The sequence below is a fragment of the Amycolatopsis tolypomycina genome, from assembly GCF_900105945.1.
Taxonomy (GTDB): Bacteria; Actinomycetota; Actinomycetes; order Mycobacteriales; family Pseudonocardiaceae; genus Amycolatopsis; species Amycolatopsis tolypomycina.
Genome location: NZ_FNSO01000004.1, coordinates 1,894,852 through 1,920,385 on the forward strand (window position 1 = coordinate 1,894,852; position 25,534 = coordinate 1,920,385).

The 25,534-nt window shown below is 72.5% G+C and carries 23 protein-coding genes and 1 pseudogene; 9 read left to right on the forward strand and 15 right to left on the reverse strand.

Annotation, left to right across the window (positions count from 1 at the left end; all coding sequences use genetic code 11):
* Positions 1-9 precede the first annotated feature (9 nt).
* The 3 genes from BLW76_RS19345 to BLW76_RS19355 are packed head-to-tail and all read right to left on the reverse strand — an operon-like array spanning position 10 to position 6,288.
* Entirely contained in the window at positions 10-3,522 is a 3,513-nt protein-coding gene (locus BLW76_RS19345) for an SAV_2336 N-terminal domain-related protein (protein WP_091309342.1), read from the reverse strand.
* A 16-nt stretch (positions 3,523-3,538) separates the two neighbouring features.
* On the reverse strand, positions 3,539-4,597 hold the full coding sequence (locus BLW76_RS19350; protein ID WP_091309344.1) for an AAA family ATPase: 1,059 nt from the start codon (positions 4,595-4,597) through the stop codon (positions 3,539-3,541).
* Positions 4,594-6,288, reverse strand: coding sequence for a VMAP-C domain-containing protein (locus BLW76_RS19355; protein ID WP_091309346.1), 1,695 nt, complete (start codon positions 6,286-6,288; stop codon positions 4,594-4,596). Before BLW76_RS19355 ends, BLW76_RS19350 begins: the two co-directional genes overlap by 4 nt.
* Before the next feature lie 113 nt (positions 6,289-6,401).
* On the opposite strand from BLW76_RS19355, the gene BLW76_RS19360 reads away from it, so the two are divergent.
* On the forward strand, positions 6,402-6,698 hold the full coding sequence (locus BLW76_RS19360; RefSeq protein WP_091309349.1) for a hypothetical protein: 297 nt from the start codon (positions 6,402-6,404) through the stop codon (positions 6,696-6,698).
* 65 nt (positions 6,699-6,763) lie between these two features.
* On the opposite strand, the gene BLW76_RS19365 is transcribed toward BLW76_RS19360, so the two are convergent.
* From BLW76_RS19365 to ligA, 3 genes are all read right to left on the reverse strand, one after another.
* Positions 6,764-7,897: a polysaccharide deacetylase family protein gene (locus BLW76_RS19365; protein WP_091309350.1), complete on the reverse strand. Its 1,134-nt coding sequence runs from the start codon at positions 7,895-7,897 to the stop codon at positions 6,764-6,766.
* Positions 7,898-8,710: 813 nt separating this feature from the next.
* A complete protein-coding gene (locus BLW76_RS19370) occupies positions 8,711-9,157 on the reverse strand; it encodes a hypothetical protein (RefSeq protein WP_091309353.1) in 447 nt (148 codons plus the stop codon).
* Positions 9,158-9,253: 96 nt separating this feature from the next.
* The gene (ligA, locus tag BLW76_RS19375; protein ID WP_091319585.1) at positions 9,254-11,245 is read right to left on the reverse strand and encodes an NAD-dependent DNA ligase LigA; all 1,992 of its coding nucleotides are present in this window, start codon (positions 11,243-11,245) and stop codon (positions 9,254-9,256) included.
* Positions 11,246-11,399: 154 nt separating this feature from the next.
* Between ligA and BLW76_RS50780 the strand changes: the two genes are divergently transcribed.
* The gene (locus tag BLW76_RS50780) at positions 11,400-11,573 is read left to right on the forward strand and encodes a mycothiol transferase (RefSeq protein ID WP_425266055.1); all 174 of its coding nucleotides are present in this window, start codon (positions 11,400-11,402) and stop codon (positions 11,571-11,573) included.
* Between the two features lie 40 nt (positions 11,574-11,613).
* On the forward strand, positions 11,614-12,453 hold the full coding sequence (locus tag BLW76_RS19385) for an LLM class F420-dependent oxidoreductase (protein ID WP_167384654.1): 840 nt from the start codon (positions 11,614-11,616) through the stop codon (positions 12,451-12,453).
* A 122-nt stretch (positions 12,454-12,575) separates the two neighbouring features.
* Here BLW76_RS19385 and BLW76_RS19390 read toward each other — a convergent pair whose 3' ends face one another.
* Positions 12,576-13,034: a peroxiredoxin family protein gene (locus tag BLW76_RS19390; protein WP_091309360.1), complete on the reverse strand. Its 459-nt coding sequence runs from the start codon at positions 13,032-13,034 to the stop codon at positions 12,576-12,578.
* A gap of 237 nt (positions 13,035-13,271) precedes the next feature.
* Between BLW76_RS19390 and BLW76_RS19395 the strand changes: the two genes are divergently transcribed.
* Positions 13,272-14,384 (forward strand): IS110 family RNA-guided transposase, encoded by a 1,113-nt coding sequence (locus BLW76_RS19395; RefSeq protein ID WP_091309362.1) that lies wholly within the window; start codon positions 13,272-13,274, stop codon positions 14,382-14,384.
* A gap of 23 nt (positions 14,385-14,407) precedes the next feature.
* On the opposite strand, the gene BLW76_RS19400 is transcribed toward BLW76_RS19395, so the two are convergent.
* Positions 14,408-14,923 (reverse strand): RNA polymerase sigma factor, encoded by a 516-nt coding sequence (locus BLW76_RS19400; RefSeq protein ID WP_091309364.1) that lies wholly within the window; start codon positions 14,921-14,923, stop codon positions 14,408-14,410.
* A gap of 631 nt (positions 14,924-15,554) precedes the next feature.
* Here BLW76_RS19400 and BLW76_RS19405 point away from each other — a divergent pair.
* From BLW76_RS19405 to BLW76_RS19415, 3 genes are read left to right on the forward strand one after another with little or no spacing between them, the layout of a single operon-like run.
* Positions 15,555-15,923: a roadblock/LC7 domain-containing protein gene (locus tag BLW76_RS19405; protein WP_091309367.1), complete on the forward strand. Its 369-nt coding sequence runs from the start codon at positions 15,555-15,557 to the stop codon at positions 15,921-15,923.
* Positions 15,924-15,965: 42 nt separating this feature from the next.
* Positions 15,966-16,337, forward strand: coding sequence for a hypothetical protein (locus tag BLW76_RS19410; RefSeq protein ID WP_167384990.1), 372 nt, complete (start codon positions 15,966-15,968; stop codon positions 16,335-16,337).
* Positions 16,338-16,343: 6 nt separating this feature from the next.
* The gene (locus BLW76_RS19415) at positions 16,344-17,009 is read left to right on the forward strand and encodes a hypothetical protein (protein WP_091309371.1); all 666 of its coding nucleotides are present in this window, start codon (positions 16,344-16,346) and stop codon (positions 17,007-17,009) included.
* Positions 17,010-17,015: 6 nt separating this feature from the next.
* Here BLW76_RS19415 and BLW76_RS19420 read toward each other — a convergent pair whose 3' ends face one another.
* Entirely contained in the window at positions 17,016-17,228 is a 213-nt protein-coding gene (locus tag BLW76_RS19420; RefSeq protein ID WP_091309373.1) for a hypothetical protein, read from the reverse strand.
* 164 nt (positions 17,229-17,392) lie between these two features.
* Here BLW76_RS19420 and BLW76_RS19425 point away from each other — a divergent pair, with 164 nt between their 5' ends.
* Positions 17,393-17,953 (forward strand): copper resistance CopC family protein, encoded by a 561-nt coding sequence (locus tag BLW76_RS19425; RefSeq protein ID WP_091309376.1) that lies wholly within the window; start codon positions 17,393-17,395, stop codon positions 17,951-17,953.
* 2 nt (positions 17,954-17,955) lie between these two features.
* Here BLW76_RS19425 and BLW76_RS19430 read toward each other — a convergent pair whose 3' ends face one another.
* From BLW76_RS19430 to BLW76_RS19445, 4 genes are all read right to left on the reverse strand, one after another.
* Positions 17,956-19,308, reverse strand: a complete 1,353-nt coding sequence (locus BLW76_RS19430) for a dipeptidase (RefSeq protein WP_091309378.1) — start codon at positions 19,306-19,308, stop codon at positions 17,956-17,958.
* On the reverse strand, positions 19,305-19,574 hold the full coding sequence (locus BLW76_RS19435; protein WP_091309380.1) for a hypothetical protein: 270 nt from the start codon (positions 19,572-19,574) through the stop codon (positions 19,305-19,307). The genes BLW76_RS19430 and BLW76_RS19435 overlap by 4 nt, the downstream gene beginning before the upstream one ends.
* Entirely contained in the window at positions 19,571-21,043 is a 1,473-nt protein-coding gene (gene gadC / locus BLW76_RS19440; protein ID WP_091309382.1) for a glutamate/gamma-aminobutyrate antiporter GadC, read from the reverse strand. The genes BLW76_RS19435 and gadC overlap by 4 nt, the downstream gene beginning before the upstream one ends.
* Before the next feature lie 93 nt (positions 21,044-21,136).
* A complete protein-coding gene (locus BLW76_RS19445; protein WP_091309384.1) occupies positions 21,137-22,951 on the reverse strand; it encodes a glycoside hydrolase family 15 protein in 1,815 nt (604 codons plus the stop codon).
* Between the two features lie 139 nt (positions 22,952-23,090).
* Here BLW76_RS19445 and BLW76_RS19450 point away from each other — a divergent pair, with 139 nt between their 5' ends.
* A complete protein-coding gene (locus BLW76_RS19450) occupies positions 23,091-24,434 on the forward strand; it encodes an MFS transporter (RefSeq protein ID WP_091309386.1) in 1,344 nt (447 codons plus the stop codon).
* A gap of 75 nt (positions 24,435-24,509) precedes the next feature.
* On the opposite strand, the pseudogene BLW76_RS49665 reads toward BLW76_RS19450, so the two are convergent.
* Positions 24,510-24,752 (reverse strand): annotated as a pseudogene (locus tag BLW76_RS49665) (ion channel); the annotation flags it as partial.
* Between the two features lie 167 nt (positions 24,753-24,919).
* Complete coding sequence (locus BLW76_RS19460; protein ID WP_091309389.1) at positions 24,920-25,282, reverse strand: SHOCT domain-containing protein; 363 nt, start codon at positions 25,280-25,282, stop codon at positions 24,920-24,922.
* Positions 25,283-25,534 lie beyond the last annotated feature (252 nt).

The following is a 25,534-nucleotide window of genomic DNA, read 5'->3' on the forward strand; positions in this document are numbered from 1 at the left end:
CCGGTTCGCTCAGAGGGAGCCGGACTCGTCGGCGAGCAGGGCACCGGGATCGGGCTCGTACCAGCAACGCGACCCGGCGGCCGCCAACCGGGCCAGCGGGTGCGAACGCCCGAGCTCCCGGCTCAGTGCGGCTCCGGCGTCCGCTTCAGCCGGCTCCGGCCCTTCGGCGAGGGCAAGGTTCCACCGGGCGACCAACGTGGCGGTGTGCCGCTCACCCTGGGCCCGGGCCGCGATCCGGGCCGTCCGGCGGTCCAGCTTCACCGCGGCGTCGGGTTGGCCGGTCTCGTGGAGATCAGTGGCGAAGTTGATCGCGCACGCGAGGGTGATCCGGTGTCCTTCCCCGAGCAGCGCCGTCGCCCGGCCGACGAGGGTGCGGTCGAGCTCGAGCGCCACCCGGGCTTCGCCGCCGAGGCGCCGGGTCAGGGCCAGCTCGCCCAACGCGGCCAATGTCGCGGGGTGCCCGTCACCGCATTTCCGGCGCAGGCGGGCCACGACTTCTTCCTGGAGCACCCCGATTTCGGCGGCGAGCGGGCGGCCCGCGAGCGCCGCGGCCAAGCGGGCGGTCGCCGCGAACCCGGCGATGACCGCGATGTCGTCCGTGGCCGGTGCGTGGCCCCCGAGCGCCTCGAACGCCGCTTCGACTTCGCCGGTCTCCCGCAGGGAGCGCGCCAGGGACACAGCCGGGCCGTAACGCCGGTGCAGCCGGACGGCGCGGGCGCGGTCGCCCCGCAGCCGGCAGGCCACTCCGAGCTCGGCGGCGAGCTGAGCGAACTGCGGCGTGCCGGCGGCTTCACCCTCCCAGGCACGCAGTGCCGACTCGGCCACCTCGACCGCCGCGGCCAGGTACCCGAGATCGAGGAGCCGCCTCGTCAGCGCGACGACACCGAGTCGCACGCCCGGATCGGCGCAGTCCACCATGCCCGAGCGCTTCAGGTGCGAAACCACTTCCCCGGGCGCCAGCGCCGAAGTGTCCTGCGCCAGGACGCGGTGAACGGCGTGCCGTGCCGAGTCCGACGCCGTTGCCCCCAAGCGAGCCAGCACCTCCGCCCGGACCGGCTCGGGAACGACCAGGACGCCCCGGTCCGGCACCAGCAACCCGCTTTCGAGCAGGGCTGTTCGCGCCTCCTCGGCCTCCGTGGCGACGGTGCCGCCGGCGACCGGGTCCGGTCCGGAACCCGACAGCCGGTCGAGAAAATACGCGGCCACCCCGCGCGGACCCAGCACGGCGCAGACGTCGAGGAGCGGCCGGCCGGCGGCGACGTCGTCGAGCGCGTGTCGGAACGGTCCCTCGTCCAGTACCTCCCGGGTGAACCAGCCCGCGGAGAACCGGCGTCGTGGCGCGCGGTGCGCGAGGTAGGTGACGGTGGCGGCGAGGCCGCCGTGCAGCTCGGCGAGCGACTCGCACTCGGCGTCGTCCAGTGCGGGGGCGCGCCTCAGCAGCAGTTCGCGGCTCTGCGCGGCCGACAGCCTGCCGACGGGCACCGGGATTCCGTGGTCCCGCCAGGCCGGCTCCCGTGAGGTCACGACGACGTGTGCCGGCCCCGCGGGAAGGTAGGGCAGCACGTCAGCGGGATCGACCGCGCCGTCGAGCACCAGCAGCCACCGCACCGCACGGGCGCCGGCGAACGCGTCCAGCACGGTGGCCGCGACGGCGTCGGCGGCCGCTCCGGGGTGCTGCAGCCCGAGATCGATGGCGATGCGGCCGTAGTCGGTGACGATGTCGGCCGCCTCGCCCGCCCGGACCCACCAAACCGAGTCGTAGTCGTCGGCGTGCCGCGCGAGGTATTCGCGGACCAGCTCGGTCTTGCCGCTGCCGCCCTCCCCGAGCACCACCACGGGACGGCCGCCCCCGCCGGTGAGCGACGATCGCACGGCCGCCAGTTCGGCCCGGTCGACGAAGCCCCGGGCGTTGGCCTGCGGGCTCACCGACAACATGGCCGTCGACTCCGATGTCACCGACGGAGCCGCACGCTCCAGCTGCTCCAGGCTCGAAGAGGAGTCCGCGCCGGCCGTCAGGCGGCGCGCCCGGGAGAGGTAGGGACCCGACAGCGCCCGCATTACGGCGCGCTCGACCCGGATGTCGGCAGGATCGCTGGGCAACGACGGCCCGAACGGGTCGGCGACCGCGGCCAGCAGGCGGGCCAGCACCGGCTTCGCGGCACCGAAGGTCGTGGCCACCTCCCGGATGACGCCCACGGTATCGGTGCGCCGCAACCCGCCGAGGAGTTCCGCCCGCACCCCGGGCAGGAAGTCGAAACCCTCGCCCGGTTCGCCGTCCCCGTCGGTCAGGAGTCCGCCGTGGAGCACCTCGGCCAGGTGGAAGAGCGCCGACCTCGGGACCATTTCCTGCTGCACGAACCGCATCACCGCCAGATCGATCGGCACGGCGGACAGCAGTGCGGCGAGGCGGAAGGCGGCCGGGGACGCGGTCAGGTGGAACGCGCGCACCCGTTCGCGCGCGGAGAGCTCGGCGGGCAGGTCGTCCGGCGCCTCGGCGGACCGGCCGAGAACGGTGACCGGCAGGGTGACCTCGGCCGGGCCCGTTGCCGTGAGCAGGCCCGCCCAGCGCGCCAGCCAGCCGCCGGACATCTCGAGCACCGGAACCGGGAGCCCCTCGCGGCGGGGTGCCCAGGGCTCGGCGTGGACGTCGAAGCGCAGCCGCCGGTTGGGTGCGCCGGGTTCGCCGGTCGACAGGTTCGCCAGTTCCGTGGTCAGGTTTCCCAGGCGCCACAGGCGATGCGGGAGGTGGTGGACCACGGCGAGCGGGTTGTCCTCCCCGAGCGCGGTCAGCCATGACGGGACGGTGTCCGGCCGCCACGCCCGGCCCACGCCGTCGGTCAGCACGAGGACGATGCGCCGTCCGGTGGGATCGGCGAGCTCCCGCAGCGGGCGCCGGTCCGGGCGGCCGGCGACGCGGTAGGTCTCGGGGACGTCCTGGTCGGTGTCGAGCTGGACGGTCCGGACGTCGCGGAACGCGCCCTGGCGTTCGAGCAGGTGGACGAAGTCGGCCGCGGTCGCTCGCCAGAGCGCGGTCGAGCGGCCGGTGTCGCACACGACGACGACGTCGAACCGCCGGGTGGCCGCAGGCCGGGTCACCGGCAGCCACAACCCGGTTTCGGCCGCGGTCGTCGCCACGCGGACCTCGTCGAGCTCCTTGTCCCGGCGGGACGGGACGCGCCGGGACAACGGCCGCAGTGCTCGTTCGATCGCCCGCGGGTTCGTCAGCTGCGAGCCGAAATCCCGGTCGCCACCGGCCCTGCCCGGCCCGGACACGGCCGGATCGGGCGACGGCGCCACCCCGGCTGTGTCCGAGATCGGCTCGGGCTCCTCGAACGCCTGACGTGGGCTCGGCGGCTCCCCGACCGGCTCCGGTGCGCGCGTCCGGTCCAAGGGAGGTTCTTCCGGGTGGCCAGGCCTTCCCGACTGCTGCAGCACGTTGACGAGCCAGAGCATGTCCGCGACCTCTTGCCAGGACAGCTCGCCCGCCGGTATCCGGGTCGGCGTGTCGTCCGGCTCGCTCATAGCGTGTACTCCCCAGTCAGTCGACGGGCGCCGACAGCTGCCGCCACAGCGCGTCGACCAGCCGCGGCCACGACTCGTCGTGCGCGTCGTAGTTCCCGGATGTCACCAGGTAGAGGGCGTTCAGCAGCTGGTCGACCGGCAACCCGGGCTCCGCCGCGGCGGACCGTTCGGCGAAGGCTTCGATCAGCTCGGCGGCCGCGGTCCCGACCCCTCGCGGCAGATGTGCGGCGACGATGCCTGCCAGCTGCTCCACGTCCGGGTTCGGCAGGTCCAGCCGGATGCAGCGCCGGAGGAACGCGGGCGGGAACTGGCGTTCGCCGTTGCTCGTGATCACGATGATCGGGAAGGCGCGGCAGCGCACGACGCCGGAGCGGACCACCGCCGACTCGCCCAGGTCGTGGGTGAACACCCGGACTTCCGGCGTCCTGCTCGCCAACCGGGCCAGCTCCGGGATGAAGTACTCGCCTTCTTCCAGCACGGCCAGCAGATCGTTGGGCAGGTCGATGTCGCTCTTGTCGAGTTCGTCGATCAGCAGGACCCGCGGTTTCTCGTAGGCCAGCAGCGCGGTGCCGAGCGGCCCGAGCCGCACGAAGTCGCCGACATCGGCGGCCGAGGCCGGGTTCCCGTCCCGGACGGCAGCCAGCGCACTGGCCGCCTGGACACGGCCGATCGCGTCGTACTCGTACAGGCCGTTCCCGAGCGAGCTCCGGGTGGAAATCGGCCAGTACAGGACCGGGCCGAGCCGCAGCTCCTGTGCGATCCGGTAGGCGAGCGACGACTTCCCCGTTCCCGGCGCGCCCGTGACCAGCAGCGGGCGGCGGAGGCAGATGGCCGCGTTGATCAGCTCGACCTGCTGCGGATCGGAGCGCATCGGCACCGGGCCGGGCCGGCCGAGCCGCCGGGCGAAGCCGGCGTCCTTCGCCGGCGGCACCGGCAGTACTGGTTCTCCGTCGAAGGCCCGCCACGGCGGGGGTGGTGGGAGCAGTTCGGCGATGTCCTCCGTACGCTGCTCTCCCGTTCCGCGGTAGATCCACCACGGGGGCACCGGGGAAGCGGCTTCCTGGCCAGAACTCATGACCGACCTTCCTTCGAGTGTTGGCGCACACCGACCGGCCCGGACGGCTCGACGAGCCGGCCCGGGTCATCCCACAACAAAGTCACATGACTGCCGACGTGTGTTTCAGGGTCGTCGGCACCGAACGCCGCGCCCCGGAGCAACCGCACGCTCTCCGGCAGGTTCCCGCCGGTTTTGAGCAGGGACGGGACGATCTCCCGGAATTCGGCGGAGAACCGCCGGTCGCGCAGCCACAGCATCGCCGGGACGCCGGCCCGCAGCCCGACGGCCACTTCGTCCCCGGCGATGCTTGCCGCTTCCACCAGCGGGTGAGCCAGCACCAGCAGCACCGGGTCGCTCGTGGCCAGCACCGCGTCGAGGCGCCGCACGTCGGCCTGGTCGCGGGCATCGGTCCACCGGACCTGGTCGTCCGCGAGGGAGCCGACCTGGGCCAGGCTTTCCCACCGGCGGCGCCAGGAGCGGTGCCAGTGAGGCGAGCGCATGCGGTCCAGGCTGCGCACGACGACCTGGTGCCGCAGGCCCAGCGGCTGCGGCGACTCGCCGGGGAGTTCGCCCGGCCACTGGTCGATCGGCAGGCCGAGCAGCGCCCGCGGCAGCAGGAACTCCACCCGGATGGCCGCCGTGTCGGCGGCCCAGCCCGCTTCCGCCTGCCGGACCAGCCCGGCGACCTGCTCCCGCACCTCGGCCAGTCCGCCTTCGAATTCCTCGCCCGCCCGCAGCCCATCGGAGCCGAGCTGGGTCCAGGAGCGCGCCTGGAGCCGATCGGGCGCCACGAAGTCCGGCTCGAGCCGGATGACCAGGTACGCGCTCGCGGGTGCCGCGGCGCCCGCCTGCTCGGTCACCGCGGGCACCGGCACCTGGAGCCGGGCAGCCAGATCGCGGTTCCACTGCCGCAACCCGTCCGCGAGGCGGGGTTCGGCCTGGGCGGCCAGCCGTTCGACGAACACCAGTGCGGGCGGGATTCCGCTGGGCGGCGCGTTCAACCGCTCCAGTTCTTCGAAGTACCCGCGGGGCCCGGCCGGCGGCTCGTCCGGCTCGGGAGCGTACGGACCGGCCGCGGCGCGGTAGTCCTCCTCCAGCCGCACCCACCGCCCGGCGGCGAACAGCCGGAACAGCTGCGCCCGCTCGTCCGACGGCAGCAGCCCGATCGGGCTCAGTTCCGCCGCTGCCGTCCGGACGCTCTCCACCCCGCTCGGATCCGGCTCGAGCTCCTCCAGCACGTCCAGCAGAGCCTGGATCCCGTAGGGGTGGCGCTCGCAGGCGACCACCAGCGCGTAGAGGTGCAACCGGAACGAGGGCTGCTCGGGCACTTCGAACTCCGCGCCGAGCTGCCGCCGGAGCAGATCGATCGCCAGCGCCCGGGCCGACGGAGCGCGCAGGACTTCGGTGCGCGCCAAGGCGTCGACCAGCGGAGCGAGCGAGCCCGCCGCCGCGGGCGGGCGCTGATTCTCGTCACCCGGGGCCAGCAGCTCGGCCGGCGTGACTTCCAGCGCTTTCGCGAGCGCGGCGATCTCGTCGGCCGTCACCGTCTTCCGGACACCGGATTCGATCTTCGCGATGGTGCCGCGGGTGAGCGCCGGCTGGCCGGCGTCGGCGCAGGCTCTCGCCAAGCGATCGGCCGACCACCCGCGCTCCCGCCGAAGGCGGCGAACGTGGGCGGCAACCAGCCGCGCGATCGGCTCAGGCCCCATCGAGCCTCCCGGGTCACTGTTCGGAGCAACTCTATCAGTTTTCTTCCAAATCGGAGCATAATGACGGAGCAACGCAGGTCCGATGAGTCTTCGACAGACGCAGGGGGTAGGCGATGCCTACCAGGCCACCACCGCCCGACAACTTCCTCGCTCTCGTCGCGGCCATCATTCGCGACCGCAAACAGACGATGAACGTGGCGTTCCTGGTGGTCTGCATCGCGTTTGCGGCGGCCGTCGTCCTCGCTCCGGCACTGGTGATCATGCTGCAGTTCGGACCCACCGGCGCGGCCGCTGTCGGGGGTGTCGGCGCGCTGGCCACCGCCGGCGCCGCGGCCCGCCGGGCCCGGCGGCGATCGAGCAGGCAACCGGTGGAGCCGCCCGGGCCGGCAGGAGAGATCGACCGTCCCTGACCACTGCCATCACGGCTCGGCCCGGCTTGCGGTCGCCGGATTCCACACCGGCGTCACCGCCGTCGTCAGCCGGACTGGGCGAGCGGCATCGACCGGTACTTGTCCAGGACCGCGGGGTCCTGCAGCGACATCCACTTCGTGACTTCCGCGTAGGTGGCGCAGACCGTCTCGGGCTTGGTGCACACCTCGCCCATGAAGCCTTCCGCGGCGCGGGAGAACGCCCCGCCGGCCCAGTCGTTGAAGTGGTTGCCGATGACGAGTGGCGCCCGGTTGCCGTCGAAGGCGGCCCGGTAGGCGCCGCGGTAGGTGTCGAGGGTGGCCTGGGTGTACCGCCCGGCGTCGTTCTTGCTGTGGCCGAGCTGGTACCAGAGGTTGTAGTCCATCATGATGACCTTCTTGTGCAGCGCGGGCACCTGCACGTAGGGCATCCAGAACTCCCAGATCCCGTCCAGCTTCGTGGGCCACTTGACGCCGTCGGAGGGCTGGCTGGAGTCGAAGGTGTAGCCGGCGGCGCGCATGGCGGGGAAGGCCTGCGCCCAGTTGCCTTCGAGGCACGGCGTCCGGCCGCCGGTGACGTCCGTGGCGGACAGGTGCAGCCCCAGGTGGTCGCGGGCGTCGTCGACGAAGCGGCTGAACTGCCCGATCTCGTCGGTCCAGCCCGCCGTGGTCCACCGCCCGACCCCCGGCTCGGCCCCGGCGCAGAAGTGCCCGTTGTAGTGCGTGCCGATCTGGTGCCCCGCGGCGACGGCCGTGTTGAGGTCCTGGACGCGGGTGGCGACTTCCGCGGCACTGCCCCCGAAGCCGATCGAGGCCGCGCCCGGCTTGTGCCCGGGCCCGGTGTAGCGCGACCGCTGCTCGTCGGTCAGCAGGTAGATGCCGGAGAGGAACCCGCTGAAGTGCGCGTGGACCGACTGGGCGAGCGAGAGGTAACGGCTCCAGTGTTCGTGCGAGCCGGCCCCGTCGAAGGAGAAGAGCACGAACTGCGGCGGCTTTTCGCCCGGCCGCAGCGGACGCATCCAGTCCGGGTCCTTGACCGGCACGGGGGCCGTGGTGGAGGCCGAGGGCGGAGGCGATCCGGCGGCCGCCGTGCCGGGCCGCGCGTTGCCGCGGCCGAGGGCGGCGATCAGGACGCCGGCCAGCACGAGGGCGAGGGCGACGGTGAGCCAGGTCCCCGGCCGCCGTGTCCATCGAGCACTCATCGTCACGCCTCCCCCTGCTACGGACCGTCACAAGGAGGACGTCGAAGGGGGGACCCGGGGTGGGTCGGGGTGAGATGCGTGACCCAAAAGCAACCCGGCTGGGAACGGAGAGTTACCGGGGGAGGACCGGTCGTGCGAGCGCTGCGTCAGCGCCGGGCGATCAGGGCACGGGTGGGCCGGCCAGGCGAGTGCGGCGGGCGTGCCGGGTTCGCCTGGCTGCGGGCGTTCGCGGCTCACCCTTGCCGCCGTCGACCCTGGCCACGACGCGAGCGCGCACCGCAGCGCACCGGCTCGTTCGGCGGGTTCGGCCGGCTGCCGGGCCGAGCCGGCCGGCGTTCGGAACCGGTGGACGTCGATGCAGTCCGGGTCGACTTCGGTCAGATAGCCGTTGTCCTGGGCGAGCAGCCGGATTCCGTCGCTGCCGGCGCCGTCCGGATCGAGCGTGGCGCGAAGCCGGGAGCCGGCGCGCGCCTTCGGCGGGGCGTCGCCGTCCCACAACGGGTCCAGCAGGCGCTCCACCCGCACCAGCCGGCCGGCTTTCCGGCAGCAGCAACCCGGGCAGGCACCGCTCCCGGCGGCGGCCCAGGTCGACCGGGACGCCACCGCGGTCCGCTTCGACGGTACCCGGAATTCCCCTTGCACCCGGCACTTCCCGCCACCCCGCACCGCCTGGCCGAGACGTCAAGGCTGGTGATCCGGCAGCGGCAAGGGGAACGGCAAGGTGGCGGGCCGAGCTTGTGGCTGTCGGCCGGAAAACTTCGTCATCGCTCCGGATCGCACCGTCTTGCACGTCTGGCCGGGCAGCGCCCCGATTCACTCCTTGCACGGTCCGAAATAGCGGCACTCGATCAGGGCCCGCGGGTCCAGGGCTTGCGCTCGCGGCTCCCAGCTCTCGAGCAGCGGGGCGATCCCCGCCAGGTCGACGGTTCCGTCGGCGGTGAACGGGAAGAAGCGCTCGGTGGTGTCGTGCTCGGCGCAGCCGCTGCCCTGCAGGTTGCCCGCGGGGACCACGGTGAACACCTCTTTGCCGTCTTCGCCGAACGTGAAGTAGGCCTGCAGCCGCACCGGTGTCGTGTCGCCGACGTCGTTGATCTTGGTGCCGCCGTAGCTGGCGGGGTAGCGCCAGCCGGCCCGGGGATCGTTGGCGAACCAGGTTTCGCCGGGTTCGCGGGCGCCGTCGAGGGTCCAGCCCCGCGCGGTGAGGAACTCGTGGACGCGGAGCTGGCGTTCGAGCGCCTGGTCGGTCGGCGGCGTGGTCATCGTGCATCCCTTCGGACGAGGCGGACTACCCAAGTCAGTGTCGCGCTTGGGCGACTTTCACGACCGGGTGACCTGCGTCCGTGCGCCGTGACGGGGCTAGACGATGCCGGCCGCGATCAGCTGCTGCCAGATCTCGCCCTGGTCGACGACCTCGACGCCGTGCTTCTCGGCCTTGGTCAGCTTGCTCGCCCCGACGTCCGCGCCGGTGATGAGCAGGTCCGTGTTCGCCGACACCGACGTCGCCGTGGTGGCGCCCGCCTTCTCGCACAGGCGCTGGAACGTCGGGCGCGGCACCTTCTCGCCGGACCGCGGGTCGCTGATCGAGCCGGTGACCACCACCGTCTTGCCCGCCAGCGGCGCGCCCGCCGCGACCACCGGCGGGAGGTCCTCCTCACGGACGTCCAGCGAGACGCCCGCCGCGCGCAGGCGCTCGAGCTCGGGGCGCAGCCGCGTGAGGTGCTCGATCAGCGAGGCGGCGACCTTCGGGCCGATGTCCTCCACGGCCACGAGCCCTTCGACGCCCGCCGCCACGACATCCTCCAGCGAGCCGAACCCGGCCCGGCACAGGCGGGCGGCGGTGCCTTCGGACGCCATCGGGATCGCCAGCCCGATCAGCGCCCGGCGCAGGCCGACCGCGCGGCTCGCGTCGATCGACTCGATCATCCGCGTGGCCGAGACCTCGCCGATGCGGTCGAACTCGAGCAGCTTTTCCTTCGTCAGCCCGTAGAAGTCCGACGGGTGCTCCAGGATCCCGGCCTCGGCCAGCCGCTCGATCCACACGCCGCCGATGGCGTCGATGTCCGCCGCCGCCCGCGACGCCCAGTGGATCAGCCGCCGCACTGTCTGCGCCGGGCAGGACACGTTGGTGCAGAACAGTTCCCGGCTGTTGCCCTGCTCGGTCAGCGGCTGCCCGCACGACGGGCACTCGCTCGGCGGCACGATCTCCCGCTCGGCGCCCGTGCGCTTCGACTCGTCGAGCACGCCCGCGACGAACGGGATCACGTCACCGGCGCGGCGCACCAGCACGGTGTCGCCGATCCTGATGCCGCGGGCGCGGATCACCTCCTGGTTGGCCAGCGTCGCGCGGGTGACCGTGGTGCCGCCGACGAACACCGGTTCGAGCCAGGCGACCGGGGCGATCTTGCCGGTCTTGCCGACGTCCCAGACCACATCGGACAGTACGGTGGTCTTCTCCTCGGCCGCGAACTTGAACGCCAGCGCGCCGCGCGGCGAGCTCGACCGGGTGCCGGCCGCCGCGTAGGCGTCGCGGCTCGCCAGCCGCAGCACCGCGCCGTCGAGGTCGTAGTCGAGGTCGTTGCGCTGCCGCTCGATCTCGCCGATCACCTCCTGCGCCGCCGCGGCGTCGGCGCAGCGCCGCATGTCTGCCGCGGTGAAGCCGAGCGTGTGCAGCGCGCTGCCGAGGTCGGTCTCCGCGCTGTCGGGCTCGGTGTGCAGGTCGAAGGCGAAGAACCGCAGCCGCCGCTCGGCGACCGTGGCCGGGTCCTTGGCGCGCAGCGTGCCCGCGGCCGCGTTGCGCGGGTTGATCAGCGGCTTGTCCGGGTGGGCCGTGTTGTAGGCGGCGAAGGTGGACCGCAGCATCACGGCCTCGCCGCGGACCTCGACACGGCCCGGCGCGTCGACCCGCTCGGGGATCCCGTCGGTCAGGGCCCGCACGAGCACGGTGACGTCGTCACCCGTCGTGCCGTCGCCGCGGGTGACCGCCCTGGCCAGCCGCCCGTTTTCGTAGACCACGGCCAGCGACAGGCCGTCGAGCTTCGGCATGACGACCACCGGCTGGCCGGGGAAGCGGTCGAAGAACGCCTCGACCTGCTCGGGTTTGGTCGCCTTTTCCAGCGACAGCATCGGGCGCGAGTGCCGGATCGGCGCGTGCAGCACCGCGGGCGCGCCGACCTGGTCGAGCGGGTTCGGGTCGGGCGTGTGCTCCGGGTGCGCCTCGATCAGGCTCCGCAGCTCGTCTTCGACAGCGTCGTACTCCGCGTCGGCCACCAGCGGCGAGCCCCGGTAGTAGGCGTCGCGCAGCACCATGACGCGGTCGGCGAGTTCCTGGATGCGTTCCTGAGCGTTCACGGGGAGGACGTTACCGGGCACCACCGACACTGGGACATTCGACAGAAAACGGATTGCCGCCGGTCCCGCGGGTCGCCGACGATGGCAGGCATGGGGAGCCGACGAGCGCACCACGCCGGCCGAGTCCCTGCGCTGCCCGCGCCGCACGCTGGAGCTGAAGGGCGCCGGCCTCGACGCCACGGCCGAGGATCCCGCCAATCAGCACGGCAGCGGCGGCGGATCGATGTCGGTGCGCGAAGTGGTGGTCGGGATGATCGAGGAATACGCCCGCCACCTGGGGCACGTCGACCTCCTGCGCGAACGGATCGACGGCAGGCCCGGTCAGTGAGATCGCGTTCTGGAGTTCCTCCAGGTTTACGATGAAGATCATGCGATTCGCCATCAAGACCTCGCCCCAGAACACCGAATGGGCCGACATGCTCGCCGTCTGGCAGGCCGCGGACGAAATCGAACTGTTCGAGTCCGGCTGGACCTTCGACCACTTCTACCCCATTTTCTCCGATTCGACCGGCCCCTGCCTGGAAGGCTGGGTGACGCTGACGGCGCTCGCGCAGGCGACCAAGCGGCTGCGGCTGGGCACGCTGGTCAGCGGCATCCACTACCGGCACCCCGCGCTGCTGGCGAACATGGCCGCCACGCTCGACATCGTCTCCGGCGGACGGCTGGAGATCGGCGTCGGCGCCGGCTGGAACGAAGAGGAATCCGGCGCGTACGGCATGGAACTGGGCACGGTCAAGGAGCGCAGCGACCGGTTCGAGGAAGCCTGCGAAGTCCTCGTCGGGCTGCTGACGCAGGAGACCACCACGTTCCAGGGCGAGCACTACCAGCTGACGGACGCCCGCTGCGAGCCCAAGGGCGTGCAGCGGCCGCACCCGCCGATCTGCATCGGCGGCAGCGGTGAGAAGCGCACCCTGCGCACCACCGCGAAGTACGCCCAGCACTGGAACTTCGTCGGCGGCCCGCCCGAGGAGTTCGCCCGCAAGCGTGACGTCCTGCACCGCCACTGCGCGGACATCGGCCGCGACCCGGCCGAGATCACGCTGTCCTCGCACGTCCGCCTCGACCCGGACCTCGACTACGCGAAGGTCGCGGCCGAGGCGGCGGCGCTCGGGGAAGTGGGTCTCGACCTGGCGATTGTCTACCTGCCGCCGCCGCACACGCCGGCTGTGCTGGAGCCGCTGGCGAAGGCGCTCGAGCCGCTGCGCTGAGCCGCGCTGCGGCTGACCTGCTGGGCCTGGCAGGCGGCGCCTGCCCGCAGCATCAGACCCACGGCGCCTGACCTGCTGGGCCTGACCCGCGGCGCCCGACCCGCGGCGTCCGACCTGCTGCGTCAGGCGGGGGCGCCCAGCGCGGCGACGGCCGCGGCGATGCCCGCCCGGTCGTAGCCGGCGGTGGGCAGGGCTGCGCTGTGCGCGTGCCGGACGATCCCCTCGGCGTCGACGAGGACGCTGCCGGACCGCTGCAGCGCGCCGAAGACCGCCCGGCCCAGCCCGACCAGTTCGTGCGGCGTGCCGCGGCGGCCGGTGAGGACCGGGAACGGGATCGCGTGCTTCGCCCGCCAGGCGGCCGCCGTCGCCTGGTCCTCGGGGACGGCGATCAGGACGCGGACGCCGGCCGCCTCCAGCGTGGCGGCGTCGTCGGCGAGGTGGCGGACGTGCCGTCGGCAGACCGGGCAGGTCGTCGACCGCATGAAGTAGAGCAGGACCGCGTGGTGGTCGGGCAGGTGGACGGTCTGCCCGTCGGTGTCTTCCAGCACCAGCTGCGGTGCGGGCGATCCGGCTTCGAGCACGGTGATTCCTAATCAGTTCGGGGAGTGAGCCATCCGGCAGACTCCTGGTCGGTAGCTGGCTGGCAGGTGAGCACTCGTGGTTCGTGGACGTGTGAGTTCTGCTGAGAGACCGTGCCCCTGCTGGTTGGCTGGGAGAGTTGATCGCTGCTGGGATGTCGTGTCCCGCGTACCGGCGGGAGCGCTGTTTGGTTAGGTCGCTGATGGTTCTCCCGCCGGCTGCTCGAAGGCGTGACGGGGATGACCCGGCTGCACACGATGATCGGTGAGCTGGCCGGGGACGACGCTGACGCGCTCGGGGTACTGGTCGGGATCGAGACCGACCGAGGTCCCTGGGTCGCGGCGCTGGTCGCCGCCGGATACTCGGTGCTGGCGGTCAACCCGTTGCAGGCGGCCCGCTTCCGTGATCGGCTGGGAGTCTCGGGCGCCACAAGCGACGCCGGCGACGCGCACGTGCCGGCGGACATGGTGCGCACCCACGGCCACGAGTTGCGGCCGGTCGCCGGGGATTCCGCACGGGCCGAGGCCGTCAAGGTCGTGACCCGCACGCATAAAACCCTGATCTGGGAACGGACTCGCCACACTCAACGGTTGCGGGACGCGCTGCGGGACTACTTTCCCGCCGCCCTGGTCGCTTTCACCGACCTCGACGCCGCCGACACGCTGGAATTGCTGGCCAAGGCCCCCACCCCGGCTCAGGCCGCCCGGCTGACGACCGCCCAGATCAGCGGCGCGTTGAAGCGAGCGCGCCGCCGCGACATCGCCGGGAAAGCCGCGGCGATCCAGGCCGCGCTGCGCGCCGAGCACCTCACCCAGCCCGAGGTCGTGACCGCTGCCCACGCCGCCTCGGTTAGGGCACTGATCGCGGTCCTGACCGTCCTGGACTCCCAGGTCAAGACCTTGCAGGGGCAGGTCGAGGCCTATTTTGGGCAGCACCCGGCCGCTGAGATCATCGCGTCCCAGCCTGGTCTGGGACCGATCCTCGGCGCCCGGGTGCTCGCAGAATTCGGCGACGATCCCGACCGCTATGCCACCGCCAAGGCCCGCAAGAACTGCGCCGGGACTTCTCCGATCACCCGAGCTTCGGGAAAAAAGAAGGTCGCGCCGGCCCGGTTCGTCCACAACGACCGGCTCATCGACGCCCTGCTGACCCAGGCGTTCAGCGCACTCAGACGCTCGCCCGGCGCACGCGCCTACTACGACCGGCACCGAGCCCGCGGCGCCGGCCACAACGCCGCCCTGCGCCAGCTCGCCAACCGACTCGTCGGCATCCTGCACGGCTGCCTCAAAACCGGCACCCTCTACGACGAGACAACCGCCTGGTCGCATCACCCCAAAAACATCGCTGCTTGACATCTACGCTCCTGGGATGTCTTTCAGGGGGTGTGGAGCCGGGCGCGGACCGCGTTCCGGGCCCGGTGCAGGTGGGACTTCATCGCGGCGGTGCTCAGCCCGAGCGCGTCGGCGACCGTCCGGCCCGGCTGCCCGAGGACGTCCCGCATGACGAGCACGCGGCGCTGGACGTCCGGCAGCGGCCGGATGGCGTCGGCGACGCGCTCGGCTTCGAGCCGCCGGAGGACCTCGTCTTCGGCCGACGCGGCGAGGCTGGGCTCGGGGGTGTCCTCGAAAAGGCGCCGGGCCCGGCGGAGGCACTCGTTGCGGACGATCCGGAACATCCAGGAGGCCAGTGCCGCCGTGGCCCGGAGGGAGCCGATCTTGCGGTAGAGGACGAGGAGGGCTTCCTGTGCCGCGTCCTCGGCGTCCTGGGGTGACGCGCAGAGGTGGTCGGCGAAGCGGCGGACGTGGGGGTGGGCGCCGTGGATCACCGCCGTCAGTGATTCTGGGTCGCCGTCCTGTGCCGCTTTGACCAGGTGGTCGCTGATCCAGCCCATGGGTCTCTTTCCGGTTGACGTCGTCACACCTCATAAGAGGGTTTGGGCTCCCGGAAGGATTCAGGGGGTGAGTTCCGGTGGGGGACCGGCCTGGCTCGGCGGCGCTGACCTGGTTGTTTGTCGTCGGCAGGGGGTGTGGTCGGTGGCTTGGTCCGGGGGTGGGTTGCGGTTGGCTCCGGCCTGCCCCTTCTGGGCCCGCCGTGCCCAGCCCAGCCGTTCACGTCCCGAACCCGGCGCGCGGGGACGTTGCAAGCCGCCGAACAGGCGATGGCGCTGGCGAGCTTCCCGTCGCTGAGCGTGTCCGCGACCCCGTCGCTTCCGGCCTCCCGCACCCGCGTCGGACGTCGCCCGGCGCGCGACGTCTGTCCGGCCCCTCGTGTCGTGGCTTTTCCCGCGGGCTCCCGGCAATGCCGAACATCGAATTCCGGCGCTTAGTGATCAAAGAACATGGTCACTTATTTCTGTTACGAGCCGAAATTTGTTTCACTCGATCGTGTGATGCTGAAATTGGAGCTCCGGTGCTTGTTGGCGAAAAGTAATGGTGCCGGTAAGGTTCGCGCCGTGCAGAGCAACCCGAATGGTTGATTATCGCCACTCGCCTCGCGCAATTCCGGAGTAGAAAGAAAGCGTCTTGGACTTCGAAGCACTGGCCGGCGAGCTGCGGAGCCTGCGGGAAACCGTCGCCGGGGTGACCGATACCGTGCTCGCCGCCGTTGATGGTATTCCGATCATTGCCGATGCTGCCGATGACATCGACCCCGCCAAGGTCTCCGCGCTCGCCGCGGCTGATCTGGGGATCGCGCGGCAGGCCGCCGAAATCACCGGTAAGGGCACGCTGAACCAGACCGTCGTGTTCGGCAGTGAAGGCTACATGGCCGTCTACGCCATCGGGCGGCTCGCGCTGATGGTCGTGCTGGGGGACAAGGGCCTCAACGTCGGGCGGCTCCTTTTCGAAGCCCGGCCCGTCATCGAGCGGATCGGCTCGATCCTGGCCGCGTAGCACCGGCCGACCACCCGTCCACGGAAAGGATGCAGCACCATGATGAACATCGACACGGCACTCAAGGAAGCCATGTCCATCAGCGGCGCCGTCGGCGTCGCGCTGGTCGACTACGACAGCGGCATGTCGCTCGGCACCAGCGGGGGCGGCGACTGGCTCGACCTCGAAGTCGCGGCGGCCGGCAACACCGAGGTCGTGCGGTCGAAACTGCGGGTCATGTCCTCGCTGGCGCTCAACGACACCATCGAGGACATCCTGATCACGTTGCACCGCCAGTACCACCTGATCCGGCTGATGAACTCGGTGAGCTCCCGGAACTCGCTGTTCCTGTACCTGGTGCTGGACCGCGACCGGGCCAACCTGGCGCTGGCGCGGCACTACCTCAAACGCATCGAAGCGGATCTGCAGGTGTAGCCGGGGATGAGCGGAGGCGGCTCCCGCGCCGCACTCGTCATCGGCTCGGCTTTCGTGCACGACATCGGTTCCCTGTTCCCCGTGACGATGACCCTCGCCGGCGACGAGCTGGCATTCACCTTCGTGTCGTCCTGCCCGTCGCCCGACGCCGTCGAAGAATGGGTGCGGCGGCGGTCGGGCACCGTCGTGGCCGGGCGGGTGCCGCGCTTCTTCGTCGACGCCGGCGGGCGGCGGATCCGGGTCGAGCTCGCCGGGTCGCCGATCCGGGCCCTCGTCGTGCTCGCCGACGAGGTGACCGCGGCGCCGGCCGTCCCGCGGCTCGGCCGCTGGCAGGACCAGATGCCCTGCCGCGTGCGGGGAGCGATGGACGAGCTCGCGCGGATGCTTTCGCGCTGCCACCACCACGCCGGCGGTGCGGCGCCGCTGATCGACCTCGAACTGGCCTACCGGCCGGACCGCGAGTACGAGACGCGGCTGGCCGGCGCGCACGAACGGGTGCGGGCCTACATCGCGCCGGTCCGCCCGGTGCTGGCCATGCGCTGGCGCTCGGCGACGTCGGCGCAGCGCAAGGCGTTCCTCGCCGAGGTGCCCGACGGCACGCCGGCCCGCGGCTGGCTCCGGCGCCGCCGCACCACGCGGATCATGGGAATGGAGGTGGAAGTGTCGCCCTGACCGGGCTCAGGCCGGGGCCAGCAGCTGGTCGAGCACCCCGGCCTTGATGTCGGCGACCAGGACCTCGAGCTGCTCGACGCTCATCTCGATCTTCTGTCCGAAGTCGTCGGTGATGACGATCCGGCGCTCGGCCGGGGCGTCGTCGGCGACGTGCAGTTCCGGGCAGCCGCAGTTGCACTGCCCGCAGAACGTCGCGATGTGGCGCCAGGGTGCGTTCACGGCCGGTCTCCTCTTCGCCGTCGGGTGCCGACAGCCCAGTAGTCGGCCGGGAACCCGCCCCGGTTCCCGGATCAGCCGATCCGGTGACGGTGGCCCGCCGCGGCGCGGTGCGGCGGGCTGCCAGACTGCTCCGGTACGCCACGTCGTCGGATCGAGGGACTCGCATGAAGATCGCCCGGTTGTTCGGAGCCCTGGTGCTCGCGCTGTCCGGCGTGCTGCTGGTGGCCGGCCCCGCGTCGGCGCACACCGAGCTCAAGTCGAGCTCGCCCGCCGAAGGGGCCAGCTTGGCCGCGCCGCCGCGGAAGATCGAGCTCACCTTCGAGGAACCGGTCACCCTGCAGCCGGACCCGATCTCGATCACCGGCCCGGACGGCGCGAAGTGGAGCGTCGGCACCCCCTCGGTGGTCGACGCGGTGATCTCCGCCCCGGTCACCCCGTCCGGTCCGGCCGGTGCCTACACCCTCACCTACAAGGTCGTGTCCGGCGACGGCGACAAGGTCACCGCCGCCGTGCACTTCACCCTCACCGCGCCGGTCTCGTCCAGCGCGGCGGCGCCCACGTCGTCGTCGGCCGCACCGGCCGCCACCACCGAGTCCGCGGCACCGGCGCCGGCGAGCGATGTCGCCGCCGGCGTTCCGGCGTGGGTGTGGATCCTGGTCGCCGTCGTGGTCGTGCTGGCCGCGCTCGTCGTCGCGCTGCGCTTGCTGCGGCGGCCGCGGCCGTAGCGTCACCCGGAAGCGGCGCCGTAGTTCCGCAGGAACAGCGCTTCGGCCAGTGCCATCGCCGCGATCTCCTGCGGGGCCACGCTTTCGTTGGGCGCGTGGATGTTCGCCTGCGGCTCCTCGACGCCGACGAGCAGGATCTCGGCGTCGGGGTAGGTCTCGGCGAACACCGTGCACAGCGGGATCGAACCGCCCTGGCCGAGCCGGCTCACCGGACGGCCGTACGCGGTCTCCAAGGCCTCCTCCATCGCCTGGTGGGCGGGGCCGCCGGTCGCCGCGTGGAACGGCTCGCCGATCGCCTCCACCTCCACCGAGACGGCCACGCCCCACGGCGCCGCGGCCATCAGGTGCTCGCTCAGCGCGGCCGCCGCCTGGTACGGGTCGACACCCGGTGGGACACGCAGGTTCAGCCGCGCCCGGGCGCGCGGGGCCAGCGCCGCCGTGGAGCCGACGACCGGCGGGCAGTCGATGCCGAGCACCGTCAGCGCCGGGCGCGCCCACAGCGTGTCCGCGACCTCGCCGGTGCCGAGCAGGACGGCACCGGGGGACAGGCCCGCGTCCGCCCGGAACCGCGCCGCCGGGTACGGGGCGCCGGACCAGCGGCCGTCGCCGGGCACGCCGTGGATCGTGGTGTCGCCCGCCTCGTCGCGCAGGGTGCCGAGCACCGTCACCAGCGCGGCGAGCGCGTCCGGGGCGGGGCCGCCGAACATGCCGGAGTGCAGTTCGGCCGGCAGCGCGTCGACCTGGACGACGACGTTGACCAGGCCGCGCAGGCTGACCGTCACGGCGGGGTGCCCGACGGCGGCGTTCCCGGTGTCGCCCACCACGATGGCGTCGGCGCGCAGCTGCTCGGCGTGCGCGGGGACGAACGCCTCCAGGCCGCCGGTGCCCTGCTCCTCGGACCCCTCGACGACCACCTTGAGGTGCACCGGCACGTCGTCTCCGAGCGCCCGCAGCGCGGTGAGGTGCATCAGGATGCCGCCCTTGCAGTCGGCCGCGCCGCGCCCGTACCAGCGGCCGTCTGCTTCGGTCAGCCGGAACGGCGGTGTCCGCCACTGGTCGTCCGCCAGCGGCGGCTGGACGTCGTAGTGCGCGTACAGCAGCACGGTCGGGGCGTCTTCCCGGGGGCACCGCCGGGACCCGAGCACGGCCTGGCTGCCGTCCGGGGTCTCGGCGAGGTGGGTGGCGAACCCGGCTTCGGTGAACGCGTCGGCCACCCGGACCGCGGCGCGGTGGCATTCTTCGGGCGGGAACTGCCGCGGGTCCGCGACCGAGCGCAGCGCGACGAGTTCGGCCAGTTCTTCGCGGGCCCGCGGCATCAGTGCGTCGACCCGCTTCCGGAGGTCCACCGCGCTCACCGGGCCTTCTCGGGGCAGTGGGCCAGCAGCACGCGCAGCTGCGCGTGGCGCACGGCCTCCGGCGGAGGCATCCCGGGGCCGCCGGCACTGACGTTCGCCGCCCGGACGAGCGCGGCGTAGGGGTCGGCGCAGACCGCGGCGGCGTCCACCCGCGCCGGACGGTGGAGCAGGTACCCGGCCACGAGCAGGCCGCCCAGCACGAGGCCCACCAGCACGTAGACCGAGATCCGCTGCGTGCGGGTCGATCGTTCGTCCACAGTGGTCATGACGCGCTCACCTCCGGCTGCCGCCACGACGGTTTGCGCAGGCGGTGGAACAGGAACGGCACCAGCAGGCCGAGCCCGAGCGCGCCGCCCGCGACGATCCCGAGGTACACCCACGGGCTGCCCGCCCCGAACTGCGACGGCGGGACGAACCCCACGAGCAGCGCGGCCAGCGACGCGCAGAACCCGATGCCGCACAGGCCGAGCAGCATCGGCGCGCGAAACCCGCGCGGGTGGCCGGGGAACTTGCGCCGCAGCCGCACCGCCGCGACGAACATCAGCAGGTACATGATCAGGTACACCTGGGTGGTGATCACCGAGAAGATCCAGTACGCGCTCGACACGTCCGGGATGAACGCGTAGCAGAGCGCGATCAGCGTGGTGACGGCGCCTTGCGTGACGAGGATGTTCTGCTGCACGCCCCGGCCGTTGAGCCGCTGCAGGAACGGCGGCAGGTACCCCTCCTGCCGGGCGATCAGGAGCAGCCCCTTCGACGGGCCGGCCAGCCAGGTGAGCATCCCGCCGAGCGACGCCAGCACCAGCAGGACGCCGATCAGCGGCGTCAGCCACTGGATGCCGAAGCCCGCGAGGACCGTGTCGAAGGCCTGCATCACCCCGGCCGTCAGCGACAGCTGGTCGGCCGGGACGAGCCAGCTGATCGCCAGCGCGGGCAGGATGAAGATCAGCAGCACCAGCCCCATCGCCAGGAACATCGCGCGCGGGAACTCCTTGCCCGGCTTGCGCAGCGACGACACGTGCACCGCGTTCATCTCCATTCCGGAGTAGGACAGGAAGTTGTTCACGATCAGCACCAGGCTGGCCAGCCCGGCCCACGCGGGGAGCAGGTGGCTCGCCGACATCGGCGCCGCGGACGGGTTTCCCTTCCCCAGGAACACGATGCCGAGGACCACCAGCAGCGCGCCGGGCAGCAGCGTCCCGAGGACGAGCCCGCCGCCGGCCAGCCCGGCCACGCCCTTCGTGCCGCGCGAGGAGATCCAAACCCCCGACCAGTACGCGACGACGATCACCGCGGCCGTCCACCACCCGCTGGTCGCCAGGTCCGGGTCCACCACGTAGGCGAGCGTGCCGGCGACGTACCCGAGCAGGCTCGGGTAGTAGAAGATCGTCATCGCGAACTGGCACCAGACGGCCAGGAAGCCCATCGGCTTGGAGATCCCGAGCGCCACCCAGTTGTAGACCCCGCCGGGCCAGCCGGACGCCAGCTCGGCCGAAACCAGCGACGTCGGCAGCAGGAACACGACCGCCGGGACGACGTAGAGGAAGACGGCCGCCAGGCCGTACACGGCCATCGTCGGCGAAGGGCGCAGGCTCGCGACGGACCCGGTCGTCATCAGCGCGAGCGCGACCCAGGAGATCCACGCGGCGGCCGGTGGGCGGGTGTGCCTGCCCCCTTCGGCGGGTGGTGGTCCCGCGGGTTCCGGGGACCGGCTCGGTCTGTTGGTGGTGGTCATGGCAGTCGGCCTCCAGGGCTCGCCTCGACGGGTGCCTCATCGTGTTCCGGGTGACGGCCGGCCGGGTCACCCGCGGCGGGCGAGACCGGTTCCTCAGCCGAGGGCGGCGTCGAGGGTCACGGCGGCGTCGATCAGCGCCAGGTGCGTGAACGCCTGCGGGAAGTTGCCCAGCTGCTCGCCGGTCGGGGAGATCTCCTCGGCGTACAGCCCGACGTGGTTGGCGTAGGTGAGCATCTTCTCGAACGCCGTGCGGGCCTCCTCCAGCCTGCCGGCGCGGGCCAGCGCGTCGACGTAGGTGAAGCTGCACAAGGAAAACGTGCCTTCGGAGCCGGCCAGGCCGTCCGGGGACGCCGCCGGGTCGTAGCGGTAGACCAGGCTGTCGGTCACCAGGTCCGCCTGGATCGCGTCGAGCGTGGAAAGCCACAGCGGGTCCTGGGGCGGCAGGAAACCCGTGCGGGGCATGCGAAGCAGCGACGCGTCCAGTTCCTCGCCGGTGTCGTGCTGGACGAAGGCGTTGCGCGTCCGGTGCCAGCCGCGGGCGAGGAGCTGGCCGTGGATGCTGTCGCGCTGCCACGTCCAGTCCTCCACCGGCGCCGGCCGGCCGTGCGCGGCGGCCAGGCGGAGGCCGCGGTCGAACGCGACCCAGCTCATCAGGCGGCCGTAGGTGAACCGCTTGCGGCCGCCCCGGGTCTCCCAGATGCCTTCCTCGGGCTGGTCCCAGTGGTCGCCGAGCCAGTCGAGGGTCGCGCGCAGGGCCGTCCAGCCCTGGTGGGGGAGCTCGAACCCGGCGCGGTCGGCGGCGAAGACGCTGTCGAGGGCTTCGCCGTAGATGTCGAGCTGCAGCTGCCCGGCCGCGTCGTTGCCGATCCGGACCGGGCTCGAGCCGCGGTGGCCCGACCAGTGCGCGAGGCTCTCCTCCCGCAGGTCCGTCGTGCCGTCCACCCGGTACAGCACGGCGAGCGGCCCGCTCGGCCCGCCGCTGCCTTCGCGGATGCGGTCGCCGAGCCAGGTCCCGAACCGGGCCGCCTCCTCCGTGAACCCGAGTGACAGCAACGCCGACACCGAAAACGACGCGTCCCGGACCCACGTGTAGCGGTAGTCCCAGTTGCGCTCGCCGCCGAGCCGCTCGGGCAGCCCGAGGGTGGGCGCGGCGACCAGGCCGCCGGTCGGCGCGTAGGTCAGCAGCTTGAGCGTGATCGCCGAGCGCGCCACGATCTCCCGCCAGCGGCCGCGGTAGGTGGCGCGGGCCAGCCAGGCGCGCCACCAGTCCACAGTGGACCGCAAAAGCGCCTCGAACTCGGCGACGCGCATCTCCCGCGGCGGCTCGGCGGCGTCGGTCTCGAGCACGACCCCGCGGACCTGGCCGGCGGACAGGGTGAGGCTCAGGTGCACGTCACCGCCTTCGGCGCGCACCTCGGCCAGGTGCTCGTCGCCGGGCTCGCGGACCGCCTGCAGCGTCAGGGAAGTCTCGCGCGCGACGAACACGGCCCCGTTCGCGACGAGCATCGCCTGGTGCGGCCGTCGCCCGTAGTCGAACCGGGGCGCGACCACGAGGTCGAACGTCATCCGGCCGCGGACGCAGCGCACGAGCCGGGCGATCCGGTGCCGGGTCGTGGCCGTGCCCTCGCACGGCGGCATGAAGTCGACCACCTCGCCGAGGCCGTCCGGGCCGGCGAACCGGGTGATCAGCACCGCGGTGTCCGGGTGGTACATCTGCGAGCTCGCGCACGCGCCGGCCGGGCGGATCCGGAACCGGCCGCCGCGCTCGTCGTCGAGCAGGGCGCCGAAGACCGACGGCGAATCGAAGCGCGGGGCGCAGAACCAGTCGATCGACCCGTCGGTCGTCACCAGCGCGGCGGTCTGCAGGTCACCGATCAGCCCGTGCTCGGCGATCGTGGTCTCGGTCATCGTTCCTCCATGGGGGCACCGGGATCTCCTCGGTGCACCGTCGCCCGGGCCCGGCCGCGCTGCCTCATCCCCGCCGGGTGAGGTGGCCCGGCCGCCGCGCGGGCCACGGTGGGCGCCACCCGAGCAGGAAGGCGCGCCGATGATCGTGCTGCCACTGGCCCTCGCCCAGTTCGTCGCGAGCTACGCGGCCACCACCATGACGGTGGCCGTCAGCGCCATCGCCGCCGACCTCGGCACCACGGTGATCGGCGTGCAGACGGCGATCACGGTGTTCACCCTGACGATGGCGTCGCTCATGGTGCCCGGCAGCAAGCTGAGCGACCTGCTGGGCCGCAAGCGCTGCTTCCTGGCCGGGCTGGCCGTGTACGGCACCGGCGCGCTGCTGGCCTCGGCCACGCCCGGCCCGGGGCTGCTGATCGTCGGCTACTCGCTGCTCGAGGGAATCGGCTCGGCGCTGATGATCCCGCCGATCTACATCCTGGTCACCGTGACCAGCCGCGACCTCACGGGCCGCGCGCGGGCGTTCGGCGTGGTCAGCGGCGCGGGCGCGCTGGGCGCGGCCGCCGGGCCGCTCGTCGGCGGCCTGGTGACGACGTGGCTCGGCTGGCGCGCGTCCTTCCTCCTGCAGGTGGTCCTGGTCGGCGTGATCGTCCTGCTGGCGCTGCGGATCGTCGAACCGCCGTCCCCGCCACGCGAACGGCGGTTCGACGTCACCGGCGCGGTGCTGTCGGCGGCCGGGCTGTTCTGCGTCGTCTTCGGTGTCCTGCAGGCGGGCACCCAAGGCTGGCCGGCGTCACCGGTGTGGCTGTTCGCCGGGCTCGGCGCCGCGTTCCTGATCGTGTTCTTCGCGCACGTCCGGGCCAGGGAGCGGAGCGGCCGGGAGCCGCTCGTGCCGTCCGGGCTCTTCCGCGACCGCGGTACCGGGCTCGGCCTGCTGACCCAGCACGTGCAGTGGCTCGTCCTGCAGGGGTCGTTCTTCGTGGTGGCGGTGTTCCTGCAGCAGGTCCGCGGTTACGACGCCGTCGAAACCGGGCTGATGCTGACCCCGGCGACGATCGGCATCCTGGGCGCCTCGGCGGCCGCCGGGCGGCTGGCGCGCCGGCATTCGCAGCGTGGGCTGGTCCGGGCCGGCTTCCTCCTCACCGTCGCCGGCCTGGTCCTCGTGCTGCTGCTGGTCCGTGCCGATTCCGGCGTGGCGAGTGCGGTGCCCGGCCTGTTCCTGCTCGGCGCCGGTGTCGGGATCATGCTGACGGCCTCGGTGAACCTGGTGCAGTCCCGCTTCCCGGATGCCGCGCAGGGCGACATCTCGGGCGTGTCCCGCAGTGTGTCGAACCTCGGCTCGTCGGTGGGGACGGCGCTGGCCGGGTCCGTCCTGGCCGGCACGCCGCACCTCGGCGGGCGCTCCTTCGCGCTGGCTCTCACGACACTGGCCGTCGCCGCGCTGGCCGGGCTGGTCGCGGCCCTGCTGCTGCCGTCCGAGTGAGGTGTCCTTTGTGGACCGAACCGCCTGGACGATCACCCGCAGGACCACGCCGAGGACGACCAGGTCGGCGATCATCTGCAGGGTGACGAGCACCCGGGCGCCGGTGGCGATCGGGGTGATGTCGCCGAAGCCCACGGTGGTGAAGACGGTGACCGTGAAGTACAGGGCGTCGGTCCGGCTGAGCGTCGTGCCGAACGCGCCCGCGCCGTCCTGGGCGAGCACGTAGTAGCCGTCGGCGAACAACAGCAGGAACAGCGGGAGGATGAGGGCCAGCGCCTGGACGCCCTGCCAGGCCGGGAAGGGCGAGCGCAGGATCATCCGGACCTCGCCGACGACCAGCAGCACCACGACGGCGAGCCCGGCGGCGAAGAGGACGACCGTCCACGGTCGCAGGGGTTGGTCGACCGGGAGCAGGTAGTAGAGGCAGACCAGCGCGGTGACCGTGAGCAGCGGCCGGAGCACCGCGAGGTGGACGAAGCGCCGGGTCACCGTGCGAGAGCTTTCCGCTTGAGCGCCTGGTATTCCGCGTCGTCGATGACGCCCTCCTCCAGCAGCCGCCGCGCTTCGGCGATCTGCGCGGCGCCGGTGGTGCCGGACGCGGCTTCCCGCGCCCGGTGCCGCTCGACGAGGTGCCGGCCCTGGGTGACCAGGTAGAGCAGGATGCCGAGGAACGGCAGGAGGATGAGCAGCACCGTCCAGCCCGCCTTGCCCCAGCCGGAGACGTCGGTGCGGCGGAACAGGTCGCCGAAGGCCACGAACAGCAGCCAGAACCAGGCGATCCACAGGAAGAACACCAGCATGGTCCACATGAGGTTCAGGAAGGGGTACTCCGCGCTCGCCAGTGCCATGACATCTCCTCGTCCGGGATCGGGGGCCGGGCACGTTCGCACGTGCCCGGCCCACTCGACCGGATCCCGGAGGCGCCCGCCTCACCCGCGCCGGGTGGGGCGAGCGCGGTCGGCCGGCAAGGCGCCCCGGACTCACGGCCGGCGGCCGCCTCCGCCGCGAGCGGCTCGGCTGACCGCGCGCCATCCGGGAGCGGCTCGGCTGACCGCGTGCCATCCGGGAGCGGCTCGGCTGACCGCGTGCCATCCGGGAGC

Coding starts and splice junctions, on each gene's coding strand:
- BLW76_RS19345 (WP_091309342.1), bottom strand. CDS start 3,522: ATGAGCGAGCCGGACGACACGCCGACCCGGATACCGGCGGGCGAGCTG.
- BLW76_RS19350 (WP_091309344.1), bottom strand. CDS start 4,597: ATGAGTTCTGGCCAGGAAGCCGCTTCCCCGGTGCCCCCGTGGTGGATC.
- BLW76_RS19450 (WP_091309386.1), top strand. CDS start 23,091: ATGATCGTGCTGCCACTGGCCCTCGCCCAGTTCGTCGCGAGCTACGCG.
- BLW76_RS19435 (WP_091309380.1), bottom strand. CDS start 19,574: ATGACCACTGTGGACGAACGATCGACCCGCACGCAGCGGATCTCGGTC.
- BLW76_RS19360 (WP_091309349.1), top strand. CDS start 6,402: ATGCCTACCAGGCCACCACCGCCCGACAACTTCCTCGCTCTCGTCGCG.
- BLW76_RS19415 (WP_091309371.1), top strand. CDS start 16,344: ATGAGCGGAGGCGGCTCCCGCGCCGCACTCGTCATCGGCTCGGCTTTC.
- BLW76_RS19395 (WP_091309362.1), top strand. CDS start 13,272: ATGACCCGGCTGCACACGATGATCGGTGAGCTGGCCGGGGACGACGCT.
- BLW76_RS19365 (WP_091309350.1), bottom strand. CDS start 7,897: ATGAGTGCTCGATGGACACGGCGGCCGGGGACCTGGCTCACCGTCGCC.
- BLW76_RS19425 (WP_091309376.1), top strand. CDS start 17,393: ATGAAGATCGCCCGGTTGTTCGGAGCCCTGGTGCTCGCGCTGTCCGGC.
- gadC (WP_091309382.1), bottom strand. CDS start 21,043: ATGACCACCACCAACAGACCGAGCCGGTCCCCGGAACCCGCGGGACCA.
- BLW76_RS19410 (WP_167384990.1), top strand. CDS start 15,966: ATGAACATCGACACGGCACTCAAGGAAGCCATGTCCATCAGCGGCGCC.
- BLW76_RS19400 (WP_091309364.1), bottom strand. CDS start 14,923: ATGGGCTGGATCAGCGACCACCTGGTCAAAGCGGCACAGGACGGCGAC.
- BLW76_RS19385 (WP_167384654.1), top strand. CDS start 11,614: ATGCGATTCGCCATCAAGACCTCGCCCCAGAACACCGAATGGGCCGAC.
- BLW76_RS19460 (WP_091309389.1), bottom strand. CDS start 25,282: ATGGCACTGGCGAGCGCGGAGTACCCCTTCCTGAACCTCATGTGGACC.
- BLW76_RS19370 (WP_091309353.1), bottom strand. CDS start 9,157: ATGACCACGCCGCCGACCGACCAGGCGCTCGAACGCCAGCTCCGCGTC.
- BLW76_RS19355 (WP_091309346.1), bottom strand. CDS start 6,288: ATGGGGCCTGAGCCGATCGCGCGGCTGGTTGCCGCCCACGTTCGCCGC.
- BLW76_RS19445 (WP_091309384.1), bottom strand. CDS start 22,951: ATGACCGAGACCACGATCGCCGAGCACGGGCTGATCGGTGACCTGCAG.